Origin of the sequence: Rhizobium sp. CF142, from assembly GCF_000281145.1 — a bacterium.
Lineage (GTDB): Bacteria > Pseudomonadota > Alphaproteobacteria > Rhizobiales > Rhizobiaceae > Rhizobium.
The window spans coordinates 1-21,068 of record NZ_AJWE01000110.1 but is presented as its reverse complement, the minus strand read 5'-3'; the positions used below and the strand labels follow the sequence as shown (position 1 = coordinate 21,068).

The following is a 21,068-nucleotide window of genomic DNA, read 5'->3' as shown; positions in this document are numbered from 1 at the left end:
TGGAGCGATATTGGCTGGTAACCGCCATGCCAACAATTGCAGCAATAATTTCGATTTAATTGCAGATTTGGCAATGATGAAGTTACGCTCGGGCGGCGGTGTGGCCGCCCGAGTTGAAGGCTGGTCAGACTGCCCAGCAGGAGCAGCCGAGGGCGCCGAAGAAACCCTTGAGGTCGGCGATCGGAAGCTTCGAGGTCCAAGCTCCCGCGTGGTCGTGGCCATGCACGCCACAATCGGTGGCACATCCGCATGTGGAGATGGCGGTTCGGCGGAGCGAGCGGGCACCTGCGCCTTCCGGTTCGCCCCAGGCCGCGTAGCCGCCGAACTTGCGGACAGGAGACCAGTCGGGCATCGCAGGCGGGATGTCGTTCTCGTCGAGCGTCTTGAAGCCGCCTGCGCCATAGACGATCTTGCCACCGACCATGGTCAGTTCCGAGACGAGGAAGGAGATCTCGTCCTCGGCGCAGGAGAAGAAGTCCTTGTCCGGCACCACGAGGTCGGCGAACTGACCCTTCTCGATGCGGCCCTTCTTGCCTTCCTCGTTGGAGAACCAGGTGACCTTCTCGGTCCACATGCGCAGCGCGGTCTCCCGGTCGAGGCAGTTGGCTCGCGGATAGAGTTGCATTCCGCCGACAGTCTTGCCGGTGACCATCCACGACAGCGAAACCCACGGATTGTAGGAAGCAACGCGCGTCGCATCGGTGCCTGCGGAGACATTCACACCCTTGTCGAGCATGCGGCGGATCGGCGGCGTAGCCTCGGCCACGCCGTGACCGTATCGCTCGGCGAAGTATTCGCCTTGGTAGGCCATGCGATGCTGAGTGGCGATGCCACCGCCGAGTGCGGCGATGCGGTCGATCGAGCGATCCGAGATGGTTTCGGCATGGTCGAAGAACCAGTTCAGTCCTTCGAGCGGAATGTCCCTGTTGACCTTCTCGAACACATCGAGGGCGCGGGAGATGGTCTCGTCATAAGTGGCATGCAGACGCCATGGCCAGCGGTTTTCGGCGAGCACGCGGACGACCTCTTCGAGCTCGCTTTCCATCTCCGGGGCCATCTCTGGACGGGGCTGCCGGAAATCTTCAAAGTCGGCTGCGGAGAAGACAAGCATTTCGCCGGCGCCGTTGTGGCGGAAGTAATCGTTGCCCTGCTTGTATTTGACCGACTGCGTCCAGTTCAGGAAGTCCTGCTTCTCTTCCTTTGGCTTCTGGGTGAAGAGGTTATAGGCCAGCCGCACCGTCATCTGGTTCTCTTCGGACAGCTTCTGTATGACCTCGTAGTCATCAGGATAGTTCTGGAACCCGCCACCTGCGTCGATCACGCCTGTGACGCCCAGGCGGTTCAGTTCGCGCATGAAGTGGCGGGTCGAGTTGACCTGGTATTCCAAAGGAAGCTTTGGCCCCTTGGCCAGCGTCGAGTAGAGAATGCCCGCATTCGGCTTGGCCAGCAGCATGCCCGTCGGGTTGCCGTTGGCATCCCGGGTGATCTCGCCGCCGGGCGGGTTCGGTGTGTCACGGGTGTAGCCGACTGCGCGGAGAGCGGCGCCGTTGAGCAGCGCACGGTCATAAAGGTGCAGAAGGAACACGGGCGTGTCGGGCGCGACAGCGTTGATCTCCTCTATTGTCGGGAGGCGCTTTTCCGCAAACTGATGTTCGGTGAAGCCGCCGACGACGCGCACCCACTGCGGCGCGGGTGTAATCGCCACCTGGCGCTTCAGCATGTCCATCGCATCGGCGAGCGAGCGCACGCCGTCCCAGCGCAGCTCCATGTTGTAGTTCAGGCCACCGCGAACGACGTGTGTATGGTTGTCGATCAGGCCGGGCAGAACACACTTGCCCTTGAGGTCGACGATCTTAGTGCCAGAACCAGCCAGCGCCATGATCTCGCTGTCGGATCCGACTTCCAGAAACAGCCCGTCCTTGATGGCGATCGCCGTCGCTTTCGGATTGGTCCGGTCAAGGGTCGTCACGCGGCCATTGTGGAGGATCAGGTCGGGATGCATGGTGTCTACTCCGGTCGGGTTGGGATTGGCGGCTTTTGCCGGGGAGAAGAGGTTCGAGAACGCCAGGCTCGATGCGCCTCCAAGAAAGGACCGACGCGTCGTCATCAGCTCCGCTCCTCGACATTCGCCTTCGCCTGACGGGTAATCTCGATACGATCGGTGCCCTTCGGCAGGTGGCCGAACATGTGCGGCTTGATCTGATGGATCCAGGAAATGGCCGCCGGCTCCTTTGTCCAAAGCGACTTTGCGAGCGGGAGGATCTGCTCGCCGACCAGAATGCCGAGAAGGCCGACCAAGGCAATGACAGGTGGCGCGGGTGATCGGACGTTGAGCAGACTGTAGACGATGCCGACAAGCAGGCCTGCGCCAAGCGATAGGAGATAGACTTTCATGGGATGTTCTCCGGTTGCGGAAAAAGCCGCACCGACGGGATTATCGGAGCGGCCTGATCGGACCCTTACTTTGCGGGGTTCGGGCCGATGCGCTTGCCGTGCTTGACGCGTTCCTCTGCGCCGTGAACCATCGTGTAGGCGTAGTCGACGCCCATGCCGTACGCGCCGGAATGCTCCTTCACCAGCTTGGTAACCGCATCGTAGGTCTCCCTGCGAGCCCAGTCGCGCTGCCACTCGAGCAGGACTTGCTGCCAGGTGACCGGGATCACGCCTGCCTGCACCATGCGGTCCATCGCGTACTTGTGCGCGTCGGCGGAAGTGCCGCCGGAAGCATCGGCGACCATGTAGATCTCGTATTCTGGAACATCATGGAGAGCGGAAAGAGCAAACGTGGTGTTGCAGACCTCGGTCCAGAGACCGGAGACGACGATCTTCTTCCGGCCGCTGGAGGCATTCTTCGCCAGAGCGTCACGGACGTTCTGATCATCCCATGAGTTCATCGAGGTGCGCTCGAGAAGGTCGTTCTCCGGGAAAACGGCAAGCAGCTCGGGAAAGGTGTTGCCAGAGAAGGATTGCGTCTCGACCGTGGTGATCGTGGTTGGGATATTGAAGATCTTGGCGGCCTTGGCGAGGCCGATGACGTTGTTCTTCAGCGTCTGGCGGTCGATCGACTGGACACCAAAGGCCATCTGCGGCTGCTGGTCGATGAAGATGAGCTGGCTGTTCGCCGGGGTCAGGACTTCAAGCTTGGACATGGTTCTTTCCTCTACGGTTGCGGCCCGCGTGCGGTGCCAGAAAATGGTCAGCAGCGGTCGATCGGGCGTCGTCTAGCGGCGCTCGTTCTGCAATTCTTTGAGTGTTGCTGGCCCCATTCCGGGCCCCTGCACTCGTCGTCTTGGCTGCTGAAAACAAACTTACCGCGCCGTTATCATCCGAGGAATTGCAATAAGACTTTCGATTGAATTGCGTTATTTGAAACAATCGTTGATCGGAGAGCACGTTAGAAACGGAAAAACGCCGCGATCCTTTCGGATCACGGCGCTGTTCATTCCAAACTTTCGGTGACTGCTGGTTATGCCGCCAGCGGCACGAGACTAGCCTGGATCTGTTCGCGGTATTCCTCGTATCTGACCGGAAGCTTAAGGGCTTCCCCGAGATGGGCCGTATCCTCGTCGCGGTTGAATCCGGGCTCGTTTGTGGCGACCTCGAAGAGGATACCGCCCGGCGTGCGGAAGTAGATGGCCCAGAAGTAATCGCGATCGATGACGGGGGTGACCTGGTAGCCGGTGTCCATCAGCGCCTTGCGCACCTCGAGCTGCTTCTCGCGGGTGTCGACGGCGAATGCGATATGGTGCACCGAACCTGCACCCTGTCGCGCGAACGGAGTCTTTGGCAATGCCAGTAGATCGATCGTGTCCGCTCCGTTGCCGTTGGGTACGATGAAGCGTACAACGTTGCCCTCCTTCTCGGCGCGCTCGTAGCCCATGAAGCCGAGCAGCTCCTCCGTTGCAGCGGTGTCGTGCAGGCTGAAGCGTGCGCCAGCGAAACCGCGGATGGCCGCATCATCTGGAATTCCATCTGACAGCCATGGAGCACGCTTGTCGTCAGCGGATTCGATAAGCGCAAAGCTGTCGCCGTCCGGTCCCATGAAGCGGAGTCGGTCCACGCCGAAGACAGTATCGCGTTCCAGACCGTCCACGCCTTGGGTTGTGAAGCGATCCTGCCAGAACTTCAGCGATCCCTCGGGAACGGAGAACTGGGTCTCGCCGACTTCACCGACACCGGGGCGGCCGAGCATCATGTTCGGGAACGGGAAGTAGGTCATCACCGTCCCGGCCGAGCCCGTCTCGTCACCATAGTAGAGGTGATAGACGGTCGGGTCGTCGAAGTTAACAGTCTGCTTGACACGACGAAGACCAAGCGTGTCGGTGAAGAAGCGGTTGTTCTGCCGCGCGTCCGATGCCATCGAAGTCACGTGGTGCAGTCCCTTGATGTCCTTGATCATCTTGAATCCTCTCGGTTGTGTTCCGGTGTTGATAAGAACATAGACCCGTTGATCGCCGCTCGGAATTGCAATATTCCTTTTGATTGAATTGCAATTTATGAAACAATGAGATGAACGACTACAAAGCTCTCCGAACCTTTCTGCTCGCCGCTGAGAAGCGGAACTTTGCCCAGGTCGCCCGCGAACTGGACATGACCCCAGCAGCCGTCACCCGGGCGATCGCCGCCCTCGAGGCGGAACTTGGCGTGCAGCTCTTCGTTCGCACGACGAGACAGGTATCGCTGACAACCGACGGAGCAATCTTTGCTGCGCAGATTCAGCCAGCGGTCAAGACTCTGGAGGACGCGCGGCGCGAAGTAATGAACGCACACAAGGCGGACGAGGGTCGGCTGCGTATCAGTGCGCCGACATGGTTCGGCAAGACGGTGCTGCCGCCGATCCTGTCTGGGTTCAAGGAACGCTATCCGAAGATGAGCTTCGAGATCTCGCTGTCCGATGGATTGGTGAACATCGTCGACGACGACTACGATCTGGCGATCCGTATCTCGTCGCAGCCTTCGGACAAGTTCACGATCTGGAGGAAGATCCGGGTGGTGCCGCGCATCCTGGTGGCCGCTCCCGGAAGCAGATTCGCGGACATGCAGCACCCGAACGAACTGAAGCCCGATGACAGCCTCGCGTACAGCGGCGAAAGCCGGCGTGAGAACTGGGTGCTGTCGGACGGTGGGTCAAGCATCACGATTTCAGCAGGTCGAGCCTTCAGCGCGAACAGCGGAGAGGTTCTGGCGGACATGGCCGCCGACGGCGCGGGTGTCGCGCTGCTTCCAGGATTCAACATCGCCGATCACATCAGTAGCGGTCGCCTTGTCCACGTCTTCAAGGGATGGGCGCCGCCGGACCTGTGGCTGACGCTGTTCTACCCGCCCTACCAAGCCCTCCCGCCGAGGATTGCGTCATTCTCCAAGTTCTTCGAGGATCAGGTCGCGGCAAAGATGGTCATGTTGGACTGATGCACGCAAATGCCCGTCACCATGATCTGGCACACCCGTTTCAGATTCGATCATGCTGTTGGAGTGCTCGAAGCCTAGCTGCGACTATTTGCTGTAGCTGCCACAGGTTTCGATCATAGATTTTGCGATCCGCCAGATCTGAAACCGTCCGATGCAGGTATTCCGCGCAAGATCCGGCAGGTCCACATGCCTGGGCGATCAACCCTGCCGCCTCTTCGAGGGGGATCTTCTCCGTGAGCGGAGATTGCCTGCCGCTCGCCCAGAACGTGAGCGACCGCCGCACACCCGTCGGCGTCTTGACCGCAACCCAACGCACCATGTCGCACACTTCGGCATACCGAATCTCTCGCGCCAGAAGAGTACGTAGATTCTCCCTCTTGGTAGTGCACTGAAGCTTCAGGACAAGACCCGAACAGCTTCCTCCTGGCCGAAGCGCGAGCATGAGACCGGGCGCGTCGGAGGTGGCCCTGAGCCGCTCAATCCTCAACGAGAACGCACGGTGCCAGCCGTAAGCGACCGCCTCTTCGCTGGCGGCCACCTCGAAACCCGGGTTCCACATCAAGGATCCGTACGCGAACACCCATATCTCCTCGTCACCAGCCTCTTCCTCAACCCTGCTGACGAGGTCGTCGAGCTGCTCGGGCGAGATCGGATTCCAATTGGGTTCCGGTCCCTCGTCTTCGACAATTCTGAAGGTCGTGGCGACGAGGTCGGGGGTAAGTTCCATGGTAGCAGGTGCGCGCGCCCTGGCGGCCGGTGTCTTTGGCATCGTGTGAACCGTTTCAACGAGTTTGCCGCCGGAGGCCCATTGCCTCCGGCGGTTCATGGAGTAGCTGCCGCCCGATCAATCAGCGGGTCGGTTGATAATTGCTCGGAACGTGATTTCGACGATCTGCTCGGGGAAAGCCAGCGCCGAAACCCCAATCAGGTTGCTGGCGCACTGAGGCACATCCGTGCCGTACATTTCCTTGCGGACCTTGGATGCGGCCGCAAACGCGCTAGGAACATCCAGCACGTACAGTGTCTCTTCAACGACATCATCGAGGGTCGCACCATATCTGGCGAGCAGAGTCTTTGCGTTGACGTAGGTTTGGCGGATCTGGCTCTCCATTTGCGAGAAGTCCGCAGGCCGCTTATCCACATCGAGTTCCGCCGGAGCGACAAGATTGCCTTTGTCATCGTGACTCAACTGGCCCGAGACATAGATCGTGTCCTTAACCTGCACGGCCTGAACGTATCCGAAGGCGCGCTCCCAGGCGACGCCATGGTTCTCTACTTTCTTGGACGGGTTGCTGTTCGTCATCATAGGTTCCTTGCATTGAATGATGGCGCGCCGAGTAGGCACTCGTGGTTCATGGAGGTGACGGATGCGTGGGAGGCCGCACCCGCCGCCGGACCGATCAGGCCTTCACGAAGGTCAGGAGATCGGCATTCAGGACATCGGCGTTGACGGTCAGCATGCCGTGCGAGAAGCCGGGATAGGTCTTGAGCATGCCATTCTTCAGGAGCTTGGAAGACTTCAGTGCGGAGGCTGCGATCGGCACGATCTGGTCGTCCTCGCCGTGCAGGACCAGCGTCGGCACGGTGATGGCCTTCAGGTCTTCCGTCTGGTCGGTTTCGGAGAAGGCCTTGATGCCGTCGTAATGGGCCTTCGCGCCGCCCATCATGCCCTGGCGCCACCAATTCTGGATCACGCCTTCCTGGACCGTGGCACCATCACGGTTGAAGCCGTAGAATGGGCCGGCCGGAACGTCGCGGAAGAACTGCGCGCGATTGGCGGCAAGCGCCGAACGGAAACCGTCGAACACTTCGATCGGCAGGCCTTCGGGATTCGCTTCAGTCTTGAGCATCAGTGGAGGTACGGCGGAAACGAGAACCGCCTTGGCCACGCGGCCGGCTGGCTGGCCGTGCTTGGCGACGTAGCGAGCGACTTCACCGCCGCCGGTGGAGTGACCGATGTGGACGGCATTCTTAAGATCGAGTGCTTCGACAACAGCGAAAGCGTCCGCCGCATAGTGATCCATGTCGTGACCTTCCGAGATCTGTGCGGAGCGGCCGTGGCCACGGCGGTCATGGGCGACGACGCGATAGCCCTTGGAGAGGAAGAACAGCATCTGTGCGTCCCAGTCGTCCGAGGACAACGGCCAGCCGTGATGGAAGACGATCGGCTGAGCGTCCTTGGGACCCCAGTCCTTGTAGAAGATGTCGACGCCGTCCTTGGTGGTTACGAATGCCATTGTCTTGGTTCCTTCGGTTGAGCTTGATGCTGATGCAGCCTCGGCTGCTAGATTGAGAGGCGGTGAAATCGCCATGGCTGCGACGGCGGCACCGGCGGAAAGAAGTGCGCTCCTGCGTGTCATGGAAGAAAAGGTCTGGGTCATTTTCGGCTGCCTGCGGCTTCTTCGTTGAGGCATCAGGCGACACTGAGTTCGTCTGACGGGCTGATAGTGCCGCAAGCGTGGGGCGCTCACAATTGCGCCAATAGTTTCGATTTTATTGCGAAATCTGAAATGGTGACGGTGGTCGACGGTCCCGCCCCGTGGGAGGTGATGTCGGCAGCTTCGAACATGGCAGTCTGAGACGAATTACTGGCGCGACAGGGCGCCAGCAATAGCTGTCCCATGAAGAAATACGGACGGGTGATGTCACCTTGTTCGGCTAAAGCCGGCCGAAGGGCTTGCCGTTGAAGTCAGGCAGCTGTGCCGGTTACGGCCTTCCACTGGGCCATTGCGCATCCGGTGAATATGGGTGGTGAGGGCGGAATTCTTGTGGTTCGGCGGGACGAAATGATTTCTGACCGCTGAGAACACCGAGATAAATCGCTGCAAGCCGCCAGCGGATCGGAAGCATCGCATCACCCGCTCTCGTTTTCGTAGTGGCAGGTGTGAATTTTCCGCGCGGTTGTTCAGGCCCTTATGCGATCGGTGTTCGACCATAGGCATTACATCCCGCTTTGCCGCTCCATATGAACGCAGTTTGTCGGTGATGATCCGCTTCGGCGTGAGGCCTTGCTTCTTCAACAGCCTGACCAGCAATCGCTTGGCAGCCTTGGTGTCGCGACGGGTCTGTACGATTTCGTCGAGAACGTAGCCGTCCTGGTCGACGGCGCGCCAAAGCCAGTGCTTTCGACCGCCGATGGAGATCACCACTTCGTCCAGATGCCAGGTATCCTTTCGGGAAGGCTTCTTTCTGCGCAACCGTTTCACATATGCTGGGCCAAATTTGCAGCCCCAGCGCCGGATCGTTTCATAAGACACGACGATGCCACGCTCCAGAAGCATTTCCTCCACCAGCCGCAGGCTCAATGGAAACCGGAAATACAGCCAGACCGCATGGGCGATGATCTGCGGCGGAAAGCGATGGTTCTTGTAGCTGATGGACGGCGTGTTCATCGCGCTCAATTAGCCATCAGCCGTTAAGCCACCAAGAACGTGACAACGCCCGCGCCTGGCGATGTCCTCACAAGCGTTTACAACAGCACCGTGTCGTATAAGGAATCTCACGGAATGTGAAATGAGGACCGACATGGCGAAGGAAGATGTCACGGCGACCGGCACGCAACTGCTCGATAGGGCGGTGGCGATCCTCAAGCTCCTGGGCGAGAGTGGACAGACTGGACTGACCATGACATCGATCGAAGAGCTGATGAGGCTAAAGCAGCCGACCGTCCATCGCATCGTCACAGCGCTCGAACGCCACGGGCTCGTTGACCGCGAACGGCGAACAAAACGCTATCGGCTTGGTCTTGCGTTATTTGCGATGGGCGCGACGGCCGCCGATGGAACCGGCCTGCGCCAGCTCGCCCGGCCTGCTCTGATGCGCCTTGCCGCAGCAACCGGCGATCCGATCTTCCTGATGGCCCGTTCCGGTTTCAACGCAGTCTGTGTCGACCGTCAGCAGGGCACCTATATGATCGATAGTCTGACTGGCCATGTCGGTGGCCAGATCCCGATGGGCGTCGGCCCCGCGAGCCAGGCAATCCTCTCCTTCCTGCCCGAGACAGAGATCGATATTGTCCTTGCGACCAACGAACCGCTCTTCAAAAAATATGCCGGCTTGACCGTTCGGAAGGTCAAGGACGACATCAAGAAAATCCGTGAGACCGGATTTGCCCTTGATGACGGCGAGCTTGTCGCCGGGATTTCCGCGATCGCCGTGCCGATCCTGCCGCCCGGCCGAGACGCCGTCGCATCGATTGCTATCAACCTGACGAGCGCGCGGCTGACAAGAGAGCGTATTCCCGAGCTTGTTAGCCTGCTCTCACGTGAGGTTCAGGGCATCGAAGCTCAGCTCAATCCGCTTGAGAGCAGCGTTTGAGCGCCATATCTTCTCCTAGGTCAGTGCCACGACCGTAAACCTAGCCAAGCGATGAAAGGATGAAATCGGGCTCGACGTCGTACTGCCGGAAAAGATCCCGGAGCATCAAGCGGTCCATCTTACCGTCACGGGTCAGGCAGTTCTTGTGGACGCCGGTCAGCACGAGTGCAGTGTCGAGACCAGCTCGCTTGCCTCCGACAATATCGGTCGCGACGCTATCTCCAATCGCCAGAACCTGCCCCTCAGATAGGCAAAGAACCTCCAACGTCTTTGAATAAGCCGCCAGGTAGGGCTTTCCATAGGAGATAACGCGCCCTCCAAGCATTTCATAGTCGCGCGCGAGCGCACCCGCGCAGATCACCTTCTTGTCTCCGATGAGAATCTCGAAGTCCGGATTGGCACAGATCATCGGCAGCTTGTGGGCAATACCGGCATGAAGAAGTTTGCCTGTCATCGCGCCCTCTTCGGACCATCCGGTCGCGAGTATGAAGTCCGCCGCCTCTATACTCATCGATGCATTCATTGGCAGCCCCGACAAGAGTTCGGCCAACTCCACCGGTCCGAGGTGAAAATAGGTAGATCCTGCTGGAAGTTCGGGAGATTCGGTGAGCGCCTCATAAACCAGCTCGCCTGATGTGATCAGCCCGTGATACAGATCGCGCCCTATCCCCATCGTCTCCAGGCGCTGAACAACCTCATCGGATCGTCGTGGCGAATTGGACAGAAGGCAGATCCGGATGCCTTCCTTTCGGATTCGACCAAGGGTTGCGCATGCGTCTGGAAAGGCAGAGACCCCGTCATGGATAACCCCGAAAACATCAAGGATTACGCCTCTGTAGGCTCCGACAAGATCCGCTAGTGGGGTCATTTCCAGTATGGGGTCGGCCACAATCTCATTCCTCCGTTCGCACCGTTCGGTCTTTTGGCACCGTCAGATGGACAATCACAGCCATGAGGATGATGCCCCCTCCGACGATCGTCTGGAGGGCAGGTCGTCGATCAAAGGCGAGCCAGACCCACAGCGCTGACAAGGGGACCTCGCAGAGCGACAGCAAGGCCGTCTCGGGTGGCGGGAGCCGACGTGCACCTTTGGCGTAGAGGATCAGACCGAACGAGATTTGGAAGAGAGCAAAGCACGCAATGACAAATGCCTGTTTGGCATCAAGAGCAAGGCTCGGTGCCATAGCCGCGCCCGCAAGCATGACAATTGCGTTCGAAAGCCCCACCATCGGAAGGACCGAAAGGACGTGTGAGCGCTTGAAGGCGATCGTCATCAGGGCCATGAAGATCGTCATCGTCAAAGCCAGTCCGTCGCCGGCCAGTCGTATACCCGACGATGCCGAGCCCGCGAAGATGATGATCGCGCCGAAGGCTACCAATAAGCAAAGGCTGATCGTCCGGCGGTCCACCCGTTCCGCAAGGATCAATCCGGACAGGACGACCGTGATCAGAGGCAGAGCGCCGTGAATAACAGCAACGTTTGCAACTGATGTCAGTCGCAGCGACGGGATGAAGGCGAGCGTTGCTGCAGCCGAGAGAACCGCCGCAAGCAGACCCGCGCAATCGAAGCGCAGAAGCGCGAGCGACATGGGCTGCATCGCGATGAAGATTGAGGTGAAGCCCAGTGCAAACAAGCTGCGCCAGAACAGGATCGCCCAAATATTCATATCGAGAAAGCCTATGAAGAAGCCAGCTGTGCTAAACAGGCCGGCGGCGAGCAGGATGGACAGCCTTGGCGGCAGTTCGAGCCTCATGCATCCATCCCCTGTTCTATGGCCACGTAAGAACGGCGGCAGGCTGCGCCGACCCGCAGCATCACTTCCTGCGCAACAGTAGCGCCAGCACGTGCCATCGCATCGGCAGACCTATCTTTCGTGATCAGCTCGACCCATTGTCCCGGCTGGCAAAACTGATCCGGTACGTCCGTCAGGTCGATCGCGACATATTCCATGGCAACTCGACCCACGAGCGGCGCAACGTGGGATCCGATCTGTACGTTCAATCTATTTGAAAGCGACCAGGCCAGGCCATGCGCGTAGCCGATGGAGAGGATACCGAGACGTGTTGGTCGGCTCGCGCGAAAGGTGCTTCTGTAGCCCACAGAAGCGCCCGCGTGAACGTGCCTGACATCGACGACACAGGCCCGTAGCTTAAGGACATTCATAAACGGATTGGGGACAAGATCTGTGGTGTTCAGGCCGTAAAGGGCCGATCCAAGACGCACGAGGTCGAAAAGGTAAGCCGGGCCGAGGAACAATCCTGCCGATGCTGCGAGACTACGCCGCGTCGGGCCAAGCAGTTCGGAAAGGCAGACGAACCTGTTTTTCTGCAACTCGTTGAGCGTGTTGGCCGGCTCATCGGCGCATGCCAGATGGCTCATGACCAATAGAGGTGGAGGAAGAGACCGGTGGATGAGGCTTCGCACGTCGGAAAGTCCTAGTCCGAAGCGCGAAAATCCGGTTTCCAGATTAAGTGCGTAGTCACAGCCTCCGTCCACTGCGGCGACTACTTCCCCCAGCGTGTTGCAGACAGGAACAAACCGGTTCTTGCGACAGTGCTCGGCGTGGTCGCGCTTCATTCCGGCCAATACGAAGACGGTCCCACCCTTTGAGCGCTCCCGTACACAGTGGGCCTCAGAGAGATCAGCCACGAAGAAGGTTCGACATCCGGCAGCGGCCAAAGGTTCGATGAGCCTGCTAAGACCAAGGCCGTAGCCATCGCTTTTGACCACTGCAGCCACGTCCACATCGGGGCCGGCTATCGAGGTCGCAATCGCAAAGTTTCGCTGGATCGCATCCAGATCGATGATCACTTCCGGGCTGTCAGCGTGCACGTGAGAAACTATCCTTAGTCGTATTTTAGGCAGTATTAATTTTGAGTTGCAATTTACAATAAGCCAATCCATTATGCAATCTATTGATGTGATTTAATCACAACTAATCCTTAGGATGCAAAAGGAGGAGTGACCATGACAAGACATGCCGAACCCCCGAAGATGCTGATCCTCGGTCAAGGCGTTCTCGGCGGCGACGTTCTTGATTTTCTGCTGCAAAGCGACGCACCGCTTGGGCTCGTCGTTGGCGTCAGAAACCCGGAGAAGGCGCTGCACCGCGTCAATCTGGCTCGATATACCGCAATGAATCTCGGACGGTCCAAGCCGGTAGAGATTGAAGAGATCGACCTTATGGACATCGACAGGACAGCGGCGGCAATCGACCGGCTGAAGCCGGACATCATCTTCAACGCGACGACCTTGCACAGCTGGTGGGTCATCACCAAGTTGCCGGCGGACGCCTTCAAGAAGCTTGATGAGGCCCGAGGCGGCATCTGGACGCCGATGCACCAAGTCCTCATTCGCCGCCTCATGAAATCTGTCCGAATGGCAAACAGCCGAGCAACCGTCGTCAACGCGTCCTATCCTGATGTTGTCAACGCAACGCTTGCGGCCGAAGGACTGGCGCCCGCAGTCGGAATCGGAAATATCGCCAACGCGGTCCCCGGGATCCGGCTCGCAGCCGCTCACATGCTTTCGCTCGATCCATCGTCGATCGAGGTTCGGTTCTTTGCCCAGCACTACCTCAGTTACCGAATGCCCAGCACTGGCGGGACCGACGGCGCGCCTTATCATCTGACCGTCTACGCAAACGGGCTGGAAGTGCCGAGGTCGGAGATTGATCACGACGTGCTTTTCTCGCTGGTAGCAGGCCGCTTCCGTCGGCTCAAAGGGCTTACCGGTCAGTCGGTGACGGCCTCGTCTGCGACTGCGATGTTGCTTGCACTCGCAAACCGTTCGGGTCAGGTTGTGCACGCCCCGGGACCGCTGGGGCTCGTCGGCGGTTATCCTGTCAGGGTTTCACCGACCGGGCTTCTCATCGACCTCCCCGGTAAATTGACGCTCGAAGACGCTATGGACATCAACAGGCAATGCCAGCGCTTCGACGGCATTGAAAGCGTCGACGACGACGGCACGGTTCGCTTTACCAGCCGATCGGCCGAAGTGTTGCGCGATGTTCTTGGGTATGAGTGCGAAGCATACGGGCCAGAGGATTGTGAAGGGCGGGCCGAGGAGCTCGGCGCCCATTTTGCGAACTATGCCCGTATGCATGGCATGGAGGTCGCAACGCAGCCTAAGCCAGCGCTCGAACGTCGAGCCTGAAGCGCTGGTAAGGCGCTCTGTCCGGCCGACCGAGCGCTATCATCGCCTCACGCCGACGGCAGTCGAAGATGACCGAAAAGACGGTTTCGGTGTCCTCGCGCTGTGAGGCGGATTTGCATATGGCGTCGGGCGCACCCGTCCTGTCCCTGAGGAGCGCCTCGATATCCTGGGTGCTCTCCAGCGGCAGGCGGTATGCCGCTCGCAGGCGCTCGCGGCTCGACGGGTAGAACTGCGCGGCGGCTTCGATGTCCTCCCACACGGCAATCGCCGGCAGGAGTGGATGGTTGGTATGCCGAATAACCGGGCAAGCAGCATCCGCAATGCCGGCAGACGGCGACACTTCCGCTGCGGACAGAGAACCCGTCGCATCGCCAATGACAAAACAGCGTCCGGCCAGATGATCGTTCGTCCTCAGGACCTCGAGCGCCTCATCGACCGATCCCGTTGCGAGCATGAGACGCCGGATCGCCAGGCTTGGCATCCCCTCATGGCTCTTGTCGACAATGAGATCATTGTTGACGAAGGCAAGCCCGGCGCCATTCAGGCCCACCCAGCCAAGCGTTCCTGCCGAGGCTATCGTGACGAAGGGACGCTCTGGATCTTCGTGAACGAGCGTTACGAGTTCCTCGCTGCGACACGCCGGTGCATCCCAATTTTGCGCGACGAAAATCCCATCGATCGTCTGCAGACCAACGGAGGTGCAACCCGTCTGGCCTTCGTCGAAATACTCAAAACAGGACAGGAGATAGACGTCGAGAATATCGAGGCGGGTCGCCTCGGCGAGACCCTCCAGCTCCGCCGTTAGATCGGGCGCGACGGCACGAAGGCGCGCGAAGGATTTCGCCCCCATGCTTTTGGCGCGATGCCATTGCTCCGGTGTGGTCGATCTGCGCAGCCTGGCAAAGCCCTCGAGAATCAACCGCAGGAGAAGTGAACCCTGTTGTCGGCCTCGTTCGGATGGCGAGCCGGTCAGCCTGATGAATGGCATTTGGGAGTGCACGCGATTGATCCATAGATCGTTGAAACTTCACGCATCCATAATATGGATTCTTTTGCCGCACTAGCTGATGCCCGTCCCGGCTGTGCTAAACTTCGGTACATCGCTTTGGCGAGTTTCCACGACAAACGACAGTTTCCTCACTCAACCGTGATGGCTGGTCCACCATCACCCGGCTCGCCTCGGCCATCAGCGCCTCCACCACCGCATCATCGATTGCATAGCTGCCGTCGGGGCGCAGCGTCACGCCCTCGTCTGCGGCCCAACCGGCATCCAGCGAAAAAGTCCCGCCCCGGGCCCGGACGAACCGCGACGCACGGCGTATTGAGCACGGCGCGCAGCGGATGGTCGAACGGCTTCCGTCTGCACCAAGAGGGCGACCCGGGTTCCATCGCCAATGGTCTGGCCACTATCTGCCACCATCTTCGGCACCGCCGGCCCGGTGGCGACCACCACGGCATCGGCCCCGAAACGATCGCCGCTTGCGGTCTTCGATGGTCGATGATGGTCTCGGTTTCAGCCTCGTGCCGTGGACGCCTGCCGTCGAGAAACAAATCGGCCAGCATATATCAGAGGTGGCTCGTCCGGACGGCGGCGTGGACTGGAGTTTTGGCCGCAAGCGTGGGCTTGGCTTGTAAATGAAATTCCAGCTTCTGCTTGATTCAGGCCGGCGGAATCATATATGACTATAGGTAGTCATATGGAGTAGTGACATGAAGGAAATCCAGCTCAAGGACGCCAAGGCGACGCTTTCCGCCGTGGTCGATCAGGCCGTGGCCGGAGAACCAACCGTTATCACCCGTCATGGTCGCAAGGAAGCTGTGCTGGTTTCCTTCGAGGAATGGCAACGGGTCTCCAGGGTGCCGGACTTCGCTGACCTGCTTCTGGCTTTTCCCGGTGAGCCGGCAGATATTCCCGAACGGTCGCGCAAGCCCGCCCGTGCATTGCGCGAAAACGGTCTCTGATCTTGTATCTTCTGGACACAAACATCGTGTCGGCCGATGCGCCGACCAAGCGTCAGGTCGGCGTCGAGGCTTTCGCGACCTGGGTGCGGGCGCATAGCGACCGCCTCTATCTTTCGGCCATCACCATCGCCGAGATTGAGGCCGGCATTGCCCGCGCCGTCAGGATAGAAGCGACGACGAAGGCGAAGAACCTGCGCCTTTGGCTGTCGGCGGTGGAACATTTCTACGCCGGTCGGATCCTGCCGTTCGGCGTCGAGGAAGCGAGATACGCCGGTCTGATGCTCGACCGGGCGCGTGCTCATGATCCCGGCTTTGAGGACATCGCCGTAGCGGCCACTGCCGCCGCGCACGGTCTCACTGTTCTGACCGCCAATGAGCGACATTTCGAGCCGCTCGGTGTGTCGCTGGCCAATCCCCTGAAGCGATTGCCCACCATTCAGTGACTGCCTGTATCCTGCCGACTGGCATCCGCAGCCTGCAAGTATTTTTTCGCCGGCCTAACGCCTACACTGTTCGCGGCGAGAGCTGCTTTACGCCAAGCGTTCAACTGAAAGCGTGTGATCCCATGGTGACGTGCTGTTGCCGTGACCTGACGCGGGGCGGCATAACTCTCTGCCACGATTGCAAGTTTGGCCTCGTTGCTGAGCGGGGGCACGCTGCGCAACTGGCGATCGAAGAGGATCGGGCCGGCGTTCATTAAAATCGGCAAAGCGGTTCTGTAGTCGGTCAACGAGCTAGATCGCTGGGATCGTTCAAACCTCGTCCTATGCCAACGCATGCGACATCTCCGTTTTTGATACCGTTGGCACCGAGACGAACGGGATATGAGCCCCCGTCCCATTGGCGGGGCAATGCCTAATGCAGCGCCTGGCTGCGAACATCGCTTCCAGCGAAGCCCTTGTCGCGATCTGCATTCCGCCCGTAACCGTAGTTGCCGCAGTACTCGTGATCCTGCATGCATTTCCGGAAGGCGCAAGAATCGGACGGAATACGGCGGGATGGTCACAGAACATCATTTGCTCCAGACCCCGAACCCATACTCCTTTCGCTGTTTTGATCCACAAACTCACTCTTTGCATGAAAGCGTGGCGCAAATACAAATTATGGTAGTTTTTATATAAAAAATACAAGTATATGATGCATAACTAGTTTTGCGGAGGCCCGCGACGGCACCAAGGGTGTTGTGGTCAATCTTGAGAAGGATAGCTAGTGGATCCATTCCTCGCGGATATTTTGGTCGAGTTTCTTGCGACCAGCGACGAGATCAGAAATCGCGCCGAGCTTGTCCAGGGCATCGAGCGCGTCACATCATACCTCGGCATCGATTATGTCGCGATGGCGTCCCTGCCTTTGCCGCATGAGCGGCTCGATGGATTTTTCGTGTGGCAGCAATGGCCGAAGGCCTGGTTTGAACGCTATCTGAAACTGGATTATTTCCACGCCGACCCGGTCGCCAATTTGGTTCGCCAAACCGGCCAGTCGGTAATCTGGTCAAAGGCGCTGGATCAACGGGCCCTGCCGGCAAAAGCCAGAAGGATCATGGAGGAAGCCCGTGATTTCGGCCTCGTCGACGGCCTGACGATCCCTTTGCACTCGGCAATGGGCTACGGGGGAATTTTTTCTGTCGCCGGCACACGAAAAGCAATGACTTCGCAGGAAACAAAGCTGTTACAGCTTGTTGCAGAAAGCGCCTATGGCCGGCTGAACGAACTGGAAGCGATCCGGCACCCGCCCGGTTTGCCGCCACACATCACCAGATCCGAAAGCGAATGCCTGACATTGTGCGTAGCCGGAAAGACCGACCGGGAGATCGGACGCCTCACGGGGCGCTCGCCACGTACGGTCCAGGACCATATTCGGAGCCTGCAGCGGAAGCTGTCCGCAGTAAACAGAGCCCAGTTGGTCGCTGAAGCATTTCGCCGCGGCCTGCAGCACTGAAAACCACGACAAATTACGGATAGTATTCCCTTATCGCTGGTTGCATTGTTTGCAGATGCAGCCGGAGTGAGAATTATGTTGCAAATCATCCATGAGCATGACGATCCAGCATTGATGGACCGGGTTTGGTCATTTCGCCACACCCGCTTCGTCGAGCAACTCGGATGGGAAGCGGTGCGCAGAGCCGACCGGCGCGAGCGCGACCAGTTCGATGGTCCCTCAGCAATCCATCTGATCCTCGAACATAAGAAGCGTATTGTCGCCTATTCGCGTCTTCTGCCGACATCCTTGCCGTACCTCGCCGCCGAGTTTTGTCCGCACCTCATGGCCACCCTGCCAGCGGAACGGTATCCCTTCGAATGGACCAGGTGCGCGACGGTCCGCAATGCGCCGACCATCAACGGCATCGGCGCTTCCGAGCTGCTCATGACCGGCGTCCTGGAATGCCTCCTCGCACTCGGCGCAGGCGGCGTTGTCTTCCTGACTTATCCACGTGTCGTCGCGATGATGCGTCGCAGAGGCTATCAGTTCGGGCTGATAGAGACGGTTGGGGAAGAAAATGGCGTCCCAATCCAGCTCGCGGCTGCGAGCGTGTCACATGACCTCCTGCGATTGCACCGCGACAAATGCCGTATTTTTCAATCGCTACTCTGCTGGAGGGGCAGCTCCGCAGGCGACCGCAAATCCTCGCCGGCTGCGGCGTGAGGGAACCGAGCCAGTGGTTGGTCGCGGCAAGTCGGCAATGGATGCCGACAATGCGCGCCGTTTCATGATGGCGACCGTCCACAAGGAGACGGCACAACTGCTGAAGGCGGTCGAAGAAATCTGTCGCCGTTATCCGCCGAGCGACGAGCTGAATTTCGTTCGTTACCTGCTCCGCATGATCGTCTCCGAGACGGATCGCGGCAATGGAGCGGATGACCCGTGAGGGCTGCACCAAAAGCACTTTCTCTCTTAAGTTGTTAAGACGTGGTCTTAAGGTTCTTTGCAAATGTGAATCGGGTTGATAGTGTACAACTCAGGCGATCTGATCGCCTTGGGGCGTGGAAACCCCATTTTCGTTGTTGTGCGCTATGAGCGACTTCTTCGCGACCAATCAAAGGTCGGGGAGCCTGTGGAGTATGCAAGAGGCGTTCGCGCTAAAGTCCACGGGGGCTGCTGACGAAACAGCTTTTCCAACTCCCCGGCGTTTCAGTTGCCAGACGAACTGGCTAGCGTGGAGCGCCGTGCATGCAACAGAATGCTTTAGCGAGGTCTCTGTCCGTCGTTGACGATGCCGTAGGCGATGAGGCGCGCCACCATCTTGTAGACATGGCGGTTGGAAAACGCATCAAGAAACGACGACAGCAACTGAGGATGTCGCAAACAGCGCTTGGTGCGGCGGTCGGCGTTTCCTTCCAGCAGATCCAGAAATACGAGCGCGGATCCAATCGGGTGAGTTGTTCGGCGCTGTATGAGATGGCGCAGATGCTCGACGTGCCGATGGCGTTTTTTTTCGAGGGCCTGCAGGAACCTGCGACAGCGGGCAACGAAGATTTGGACAGGAAGGCCATGTTGCGCGAGGAGTTCGTCGCAACGGACCAGGGCCAGAGGCTTGTGGATGCCTTCATGGCTATGCCGAAAAAGATGAGACCGCGGTTCATATCCTTGCTGGTTGCCTTCGAAACCGGTGACTGAACAGGCCGGGACGGCCATTCTTGGCCGTCCTTTTTCCCCGCCGCGCGCGTCACCAAGAACACCTGCACGATGTCGAGCAGATTGCCGAGCGGCAGTTCTTCGACATGTTGCATCAAGGTCCCGCGGTCACGAACTCTTTCGTTGTCTTGCTCTGGAACTGCTGAGCAGTCGCAAGCAAAAGTTCGGGCGGTGAGAAGTCGAGGATTTCCGCAGGTGCGCGAAGCGCGTGCCGTGCACCTTGGCTTCGCCGCGCCGACACGGACCATTTTGAGGCCGAGGCCCCTGCCCCGGGCAAAACAGCCCGTATCCAGCCGATCATCAGGAGCAGATGAGACGAAGCTTGCAGGCGACACGTGAATTGCCGATCAAGCGCTTGAGCAGTCCTTTCTCAAGCGGCCCGCACGATGCGGCGAAGCCCATTCCCAGTTTCAGCTTCGAACCAAACGTCCACTGCGGCAGCGCATAGGCGTCGATGCCGTCGATCCGGATGGATCCTCCCTGAGCCGGAAACCAGAAGTGTCACCGCACGCCACCAAACACGTCCGTTGATCGCCCCATGACACGAACAGGCTTGGCGTCGGGGGCCGATCTGGGGGGATCTGCCGCATCGGATAAAGGCGTCCACATTTTCGAGATCGCAACTGCCCGAACTGGGGTCCGCATGAAGGGAAGTTCTATCCAAGACATAAATCATGAAGCGACTGAGCCGGAGACGGCTGGAAAGGAATTCTGATGTACAAACATGTGGCTGAGACTCTCGTCGTCGTCGCACACGCGCCAAACGTCGCCGAGAAAATCTGCACGCAGATCGGGGAATTCTGCCGATCGATCCTCTCCGAAGGACCCGACAGATTTTTGAGTTTTGAGGACGGATGCGTGGTCATACTGCCCACTGACGATGGCTTGTTCTTTCGGGTTTCTGCCGGGGACCTCGCTACTTTCCACGGGATCCGCACCGTCATCGAGGGCAGCCTCTCGAACTTCGCAACCGTTTCCGACGACGTGATCAAGTGGCTGCAAGCAGACGAGGACCTGTTTCGCCCGACAAACAGACACGCGTCTAGCAATGGGGCAGGATAAAATGCTCATAGGCTCGGCAGCCAAGGCTGCGGCAAACGCTTGAACTCTATCATCGCAACACGAGCCGGTTCGCCCGGCCAAGGTCGCGACTTTGCTGCAAAACCCGATTCTGGGCGACCCCGCACGCGCTTGAGGACATGACGTAGGCTGGCGCCCTATTTCGTGGTTATTCCGAGCGATGATGCCAATAGCCAGTTATTTAATTCCAAACACAATGGTCTGTGTGCGTATGAAGCCACGTGATCTGCTAGCTTGAAATGTGCGGAAGTTGAGGGTCGCTCGCGGCCTCTCGCAGGAGCGTCTTGCGCTGGAAGCAACCCCAGAGCGCGTTTCGATCTCTCAGATCAAACGGAAGCAAATCAACCTCGGGATTGACTCTCTGGGAAAGATCGCGAGTGTCCTTGAATGCAGGGTTTGCGAACCTCTGACGGAGCCCGCTGAAGGAGAAGAACCTCCTGCAAATCTGCGCCCTGGGTCGTCAAGGCTGACACGATCATCGAATTGGCAGCCAACCACGAGTTCACGCCAG

The 21,068-nt window shown here is 59.0% G+C and carries 22 protein-coding genes and 4 pseudogenes; 12 read left to right on the top strand and 14 right to left on the bottom strand.

Annotation, left to right across the window (positions count from 1 at the left end):
- Positions 1–124: 124 nt before the first annotated feature.
- From PMI11_RS26770 to PMI11_RS26755, 4 genes are all read right to left on the bottom strand, one after another.
- A complete protein-coding gene (locus tag PMI11_RS26770) occupies positions 125–2,107 on the bottom strand; it encodes an amidohydrolase (RefSeq protein WP_007823565.1) in 1,983 nt (660 codons plus the stop codon).
- Positions 2,107–2,394, bottom strand: coding sequence for a XapX domain-containing protein (locus tag PMI11_RS26765; protein WP_007823564.1), 288 nt, complete (start codon positions 2,392–2,394; stop codon positions 2,107–2,109). The genes PMI11_RS26770 and PMI11_RS26765 overlap by 1 nt, the downstream gene beginning before the upstream one ends.
- A gap of 65 nt (positions 2,395–2,459) precedes the next feature.
- Entirely contained in the window at positions 2,460–3,149 is a 690-nt protein-coding gene (locus PMI11_RS26760; RefSeq protein WP_007823563.1) for a hydrolase, read from the bottom strand.
- A 317-nt stretch (positions 3,150–3,466) separates the two neighbouring features.
- Positions 3,467–4,399 (bottom strand): VOC family protein, encoded by a 933-nt coding sequence (locus PMI11_RS26755; protein WP_007823562.1) that lies wholly within the window; start codon positions 4,397–4,399, stop codon positions 3,467–3,469.
- 110 nt (positions 4,400–4,509) lie between these two features.
- On the opposite strand from PMI11_RS26755, the gene PMI11_RS26750 reads away from it, so the two are divergent.
- Positions 4,510–5,409 (top strand): LysR family transcriptional regulator, encoded by a 900-nt coding sequence (locus PMI11_RS26750; RefSeq protein WP_007823561.1) that lies wholly within the window; start codon positions 4,510–4,512, stop codon positions 5,407–5,409.
- Positions 5,410–5,449: 40 nt separating this feature from the next.
- Here the strand turns inward: PMI11_RS26750 and PMI11_RS26745 are convergent, their stop codons facing one another.
- From PMI11_RS26745 to PMI11_RS26730, 4 genes and pseudogenes are all read right to left on the bottom strand, one after another.
- The gene (locus PMI11_RS26745) at positions 5,450–6,178 is read right to left on the bottom strand and encodes a gamma-glutamylcyclotransferase (protein WP_037072300.1); all 729 of its coding nucleotides are present in this window, start codon (positions 6,176–6,178) and stop codon (positions 5,450–5,452) included.
- 75 nt (positions 6,179–6,253) lie between these two features.
- The gene (locus tag PMI11_RS26740; protein ID WP_007823559.1) at positions 6,254–6,712 is read right to left on the bottom strand and encodes a Rid family hydrolase; all 459 of its coding nucleotides are present in this window, start codon (positions 6,710–6,712) and stop codon (positions 6,254–6,256) included.
- A 97-nt stretch (positions 6,713–6,809) separates the two neighbouring features.
- Positions 6,810–7,646, bottom strand: a complete 837-nt coding sequence (locus PMI11_RS26735; protein ID WP_007823558.1) for an alpha/beta fold hydrolase — start codon at positions 7,644–7,646, stop codon at positions 6,810–6,812.
- A 452-nt stretch (positions 7,647–8,098) separates the two neighbouring features.
- Positions 8,099–8,801, bottom strand: a pseudogene (locus PMI11_RS26730) (IS6 family transposase).
- Positions 8,802–8,934: 133 nt separating this feature from the next.
- Here PMI11_RS26730 and PMI11_RS26725 point away from each other — a divergent pair.
- Positions 8,935–9,726, top strand: a complete 792-nt coding sequence (locus tag PMI11_RS26725; protein ID WP_007823556.1) for an IclR family transcriptional regulator — start codon at positions 8,935–8,937, stop codon at positions 9,724–9,726.
- Positions 9,727–9,766: 40 nt separating this feature from the next.
- On the opposite strand, the gene PMI11_RS26720 is transcribed toward PMI11_RS26725, so the two are convergent.
- The 3 genes from PMI11_RS26720 to alr are packed head-to-tail and all read right to left on the bottom strand — an operon-like array spanning position 9,767 to position 12,559.
- The gene (locus PMI11_RS26720; protein ID WP_007823555.1) at positions 9,767–10,615 is read right to left on the bottom strand and encodes a TIGR01459 family HAD-type hydrolase; all 849 of its coding nucleotides are present in this window, start codon (positions 10,613–10,615) and stop codon (positions 9,767–9,769) included.
- 4 nt (positions 10,616–10,619) lie between these two features.
- Positions 10,620–11,480 carry a DMT family transporter gene (locus PMI11_RS26715; protein ID WP_007823553.1) on the bottom strand — a complete coding sequence of 287 codons (861 nt, stop codon included), beginning with the start codon at positions 11,478–11,480 and terminating at the stop codon, positions 10,620–10,622.
- A complete protein-coding gene (gene alr, locus PMI11_RS26710; protein ID WP_007823546.1) occupies positions 11,477–12,559 on the bottom strand; it encodes an alanine racemase in 1,083 nt (360 codons plus the stop codon). Before alr ends, PMI11_RS26715 begins: the two co-directional genes overlap by 4 nt.
- A 135-nt stretch (positions 12,560–12,694) precedes the next feature.
- Here alr and PMI11_RS26705 point away from each other — a divergent pair, with 135 nt between their 5' ends.
- Positions 12,695–13,882, top strand: coding sequence for a hypothetical protein (locus PMI11_RS26705; protein ID WP_007823544.1), 1,188 nt, complete (start codon positions 12,695–12,697; stop codon positions 13,880–13,882).
- Here PMI11_RS26705 and PMI11_RS26700 read toward each other — a convergent pair.
- Both PMI11_RS26700 and PMI11_RS38215 read right to left on the bottom strand, forming a co-directional pair.
- On the bottom strand, positions 13,854–14,870 hold the full coding sequence (locus tag PMI11_RS26700; RefSeq protein ID WP_037072274.1) for a C45 family autoproteolytic acyltransferase/hydolase: 1,017 nt from the start codon (positions 14,868–14,870) through the stop codon (positions 13,854–13,856). The genes PMI11_RS26705 and PMI11_RS26700 overlap by 29 nt on opposite strands.
- 175 nt (positions 14,871–15,045) lie before the next feature.
- Positions 15,046–15,374: pseudogene (locus tag PMI11_RS38215) on the bottom strand (D-amino-acid oxidase); the annotation flags it as partial.
- Here PMI11_RS38215 and PMI11_RS36800 point away from each other — a divergent pair.
- The 3 genes and pseudogenes from PMI11_RS36800 to PMI11_RS26690 form a co-directional block, all read left to right on the top strand.
- Positions 15,365–15,517: pseudogene (locus tag PMI11_RS36800) on the top strand (DUF3363 domain-containing protein); the annotation flags it as partial. The pseudogenes PMI11_RS38215 and PMI11_RS36800 overlap by 10 nt on opposite strands.
- A 75-nt stretch (positions 15,518–15,592) precedes the next feature.
- Positions 15,593–15,844, top strand: a complete 252-nt coding sequence (locus PMI11_RS26695) for a type II toxin-antitoxin system Phd/YefM family antitoxin (RefSeq protein WP_003498633.1) — start codon at positions 15,593–15,595, stop codon at positions 15,842–15,844.
- A gap of 2 nt (positions 15,845–15,846) precedes the next feature.
- Positions 15,847–16,287 (top strand): PIN domain-containing protein, encoded by a 441-nt coding sequence (locus PMI11_RS26690; RefSeq protein WP_037072271.1) that lies wholly within the window; start codon positions 15,847–15,849, stop codon positions 16,285–16,287.
- A gap of 80 nt (positions 16,288–16,367) precedes the next feature.
- Here the strand turns inward: PMI11_RS26690 and PMI11_RS36795 are convergent.
- Positions 16,368–16,487 (bottom strand): annotated as a pseudogene (locus PMI11_RS36795) (transposase); the annotation flags it as partial.
- 566 nt (positions 16,488–17,053) lie between these two features.
- On the opposite strand from PMI11_RS36795, the gene PMI11_RS26680 reads away from it, so the two are divergent.
- The 6 genes from PMI11_RS26680 to PMI11_RS36790 all read left to right on the top strand — a co-directional run.
- The gene (locus PMI11_RS26680; protein WP_007823526.1) at positions 17,054–17,782 is read left to right on the top strand and encodes a helix-turn-helix transcriptional regulator; all 729 of its coding nucleotides are present in this window, start codon (positions 17,054–17,056) and stop codon (positions 17,780–17,782) included.
- 75 nt (positions 17,783–17,857) lie between these two features.
- Positions 17,858–18,487 (top strand): acyl-homoserine-lactone synthase, encoded by a 630-nt coding sequence (locus PMI11_RS26675; protein ID WP_007823525.1) that lies wholly within the window; start codon positions 17,858–17,860, stop codon positions 18,485–18,487.
- 13 nt (positions 18,488–18,500) lie between these two features.
- The gene (locus PMI11_RS26670) at positions 18,501–18,710 is read left to right on the top strand and encodes a hypothetical protein (protein ID WP_007823524.1); all 210 of its coding nucleotides are present in this window, start codon (positions 18,501–18,503) and stop codon (positions 18,708–18,710) included.
- Positions 18,711–19,012: 302 nt separating this feature from the next.
- Positions 19,013–19,459 carry a helix-turn-helix domain-containing protein gene (locus PMI11_RS26665; RefSeq protein ID WP_007823522.1) on the top strand — a complete coding sequence of 149 codons (447 nt, stop codon included), beginning with the start codon at positions 19,013–19,015 and terminating at the stop codon, positions 19,457–19,459.
- Between the two features lie 732 nt (positions 19,460–20,191).
- Positions 20,192–20,539: an SMa0974 family conjugal transfer regulator gene (locus PMI11_RS26660; RefSeq protein ID WP_007823520.1), complete on the top strand. Its 348-nt coding sequence runs from the start codon at positions 20,192–20,194 to the stop codon at positions 20,537–20,539.
- Positions 20,540–20,798: 259 nt separating this feature from the next.
- A partial coding sequence (locus tag PMI11_RS36790) for a helix-turn-helix domain-containing protein (RefSeq protein WP_244430703.1) occupies positions 20,799–21,068 on the top strand: 270 nt, incomplete at its 3' end.

Excerpts from the sequence above, each read along its gene's own strand:
- PMI11_RS26725 (WP_007823556.1), top strand. The coding sequence starts at position 8,935 with ATGGCGAAGGAAGATGTCACGGCGACCGGCACGCAACTGCTCGATAGG.
- PMI11_RS26770 (WP_007823565.1), bottom strand. The coding sequence starts at position 2,107 with ATGACGACGCGTCGGTCCTTTCTTGGAGGCGCATCGAGCCTGGCGTTC.
- PMI11_RS26735 (WP_007823558.1), bottom strand. The coding sequence starts at position 7,646 with ATGGCATTCGTAACCACCAAGGACGGCGTCGACATCTTCTACAAGGAC.
- PMI11_RS26665 (WP_007823522.1), top strand. The coding sequence starts at position 19,013 with ATGCAACAGAATGCTTTAGCGAGGTCTCTGTCCGTCGTTGACGATGCC.
- PMI11_RS26715 (WP_007823553.1), bottom strand. The coding sequence starts at position 11,480 with ATGAGGCTCGAACTGCCGCCAAGGCTGTCCATCCTGCTCGCCGCCGGC.
- PMI11_RS26675 (WP_007823525.1), top strand. The coding sequence starts at position 17,858 with ATGTTGCAAATCATCCATGAGCATGACGATCCAGCATTGATGGACCGG.
- PMI11_RS26740 (WP_007823559.1), bottom strand. The coding sequence starts at position 6,712 with ATGACGAACAGCAACCCGTCCAAGAAAGTAGAGAACCATGGCGTCGCC.
- PMI11_RS26695 (WP_003498633.1), top strand. The coding sequence starts at position 15,593 with ATGAAGGAAATCCAGCTCAAGGACGCCAAGGCGACGCTTTCCGCCGTG.
- PMI11_RS26760 (WP_007823563.1), bottom strand. The coding sequence starts at position 3,149 with ATGTCCAAGCTTGAAGTCCTGACCCCGGCGAACAGCCAGCTCATCTTC.
- PMI11_RS26750 (WP_007823561.1), top strand. The coding sequence starts at position 4,510 with ATGAACGACTACAAAGCTCTCCGAACCTTTCTGCTCGCCGCTGAGAAG.
- PMI11_RS26765 (WP_007823564.1), bottom strand. The coding sequence starts at position 2,394 with ATGAAAGTCTATCTCCTATCGCTTGGCGCAGGCCTGCTTGTCGGCATC.
- PMI11_RS26705 (WP_007823544.1), top strand. The coding sequence starts at position 12,695 with ATGACAAGACATGCCGAACCCCCGAAGATGCTGATCCTCGGTCAAGGC.
- PMI11_RS26660 (WP_007823520.1), top strand. The coding sequence starts at position 20,192 with ATGTACAAACATGTGGCTGAGACTCTCGTCGTCGTCGCACACGCGCCA.
- PMI11_RS26700 (WP_037072274.1), bottom strand. The coding sequence starts at position 14,870 with ATGCCATTCATCAGGCTGACCGGCTCGCCATCCGAACGAGGCCGACAA.
- PMI11_RS26755 (WP_007823562.1), bottom strand. The coding sequence starts at position 4,399 with ATGATCAAGGACATCAAGGGACTGCACCACGTGACTTCGATGGCATCG.
- PMI11_RS26745 (WP_037072300.1), bottom strand. The coding sequence starts at position 6,178 with ATGCCAAAGACACCGGCCGCCAGGGCGCGCGCACCTGCTACCATGGAA.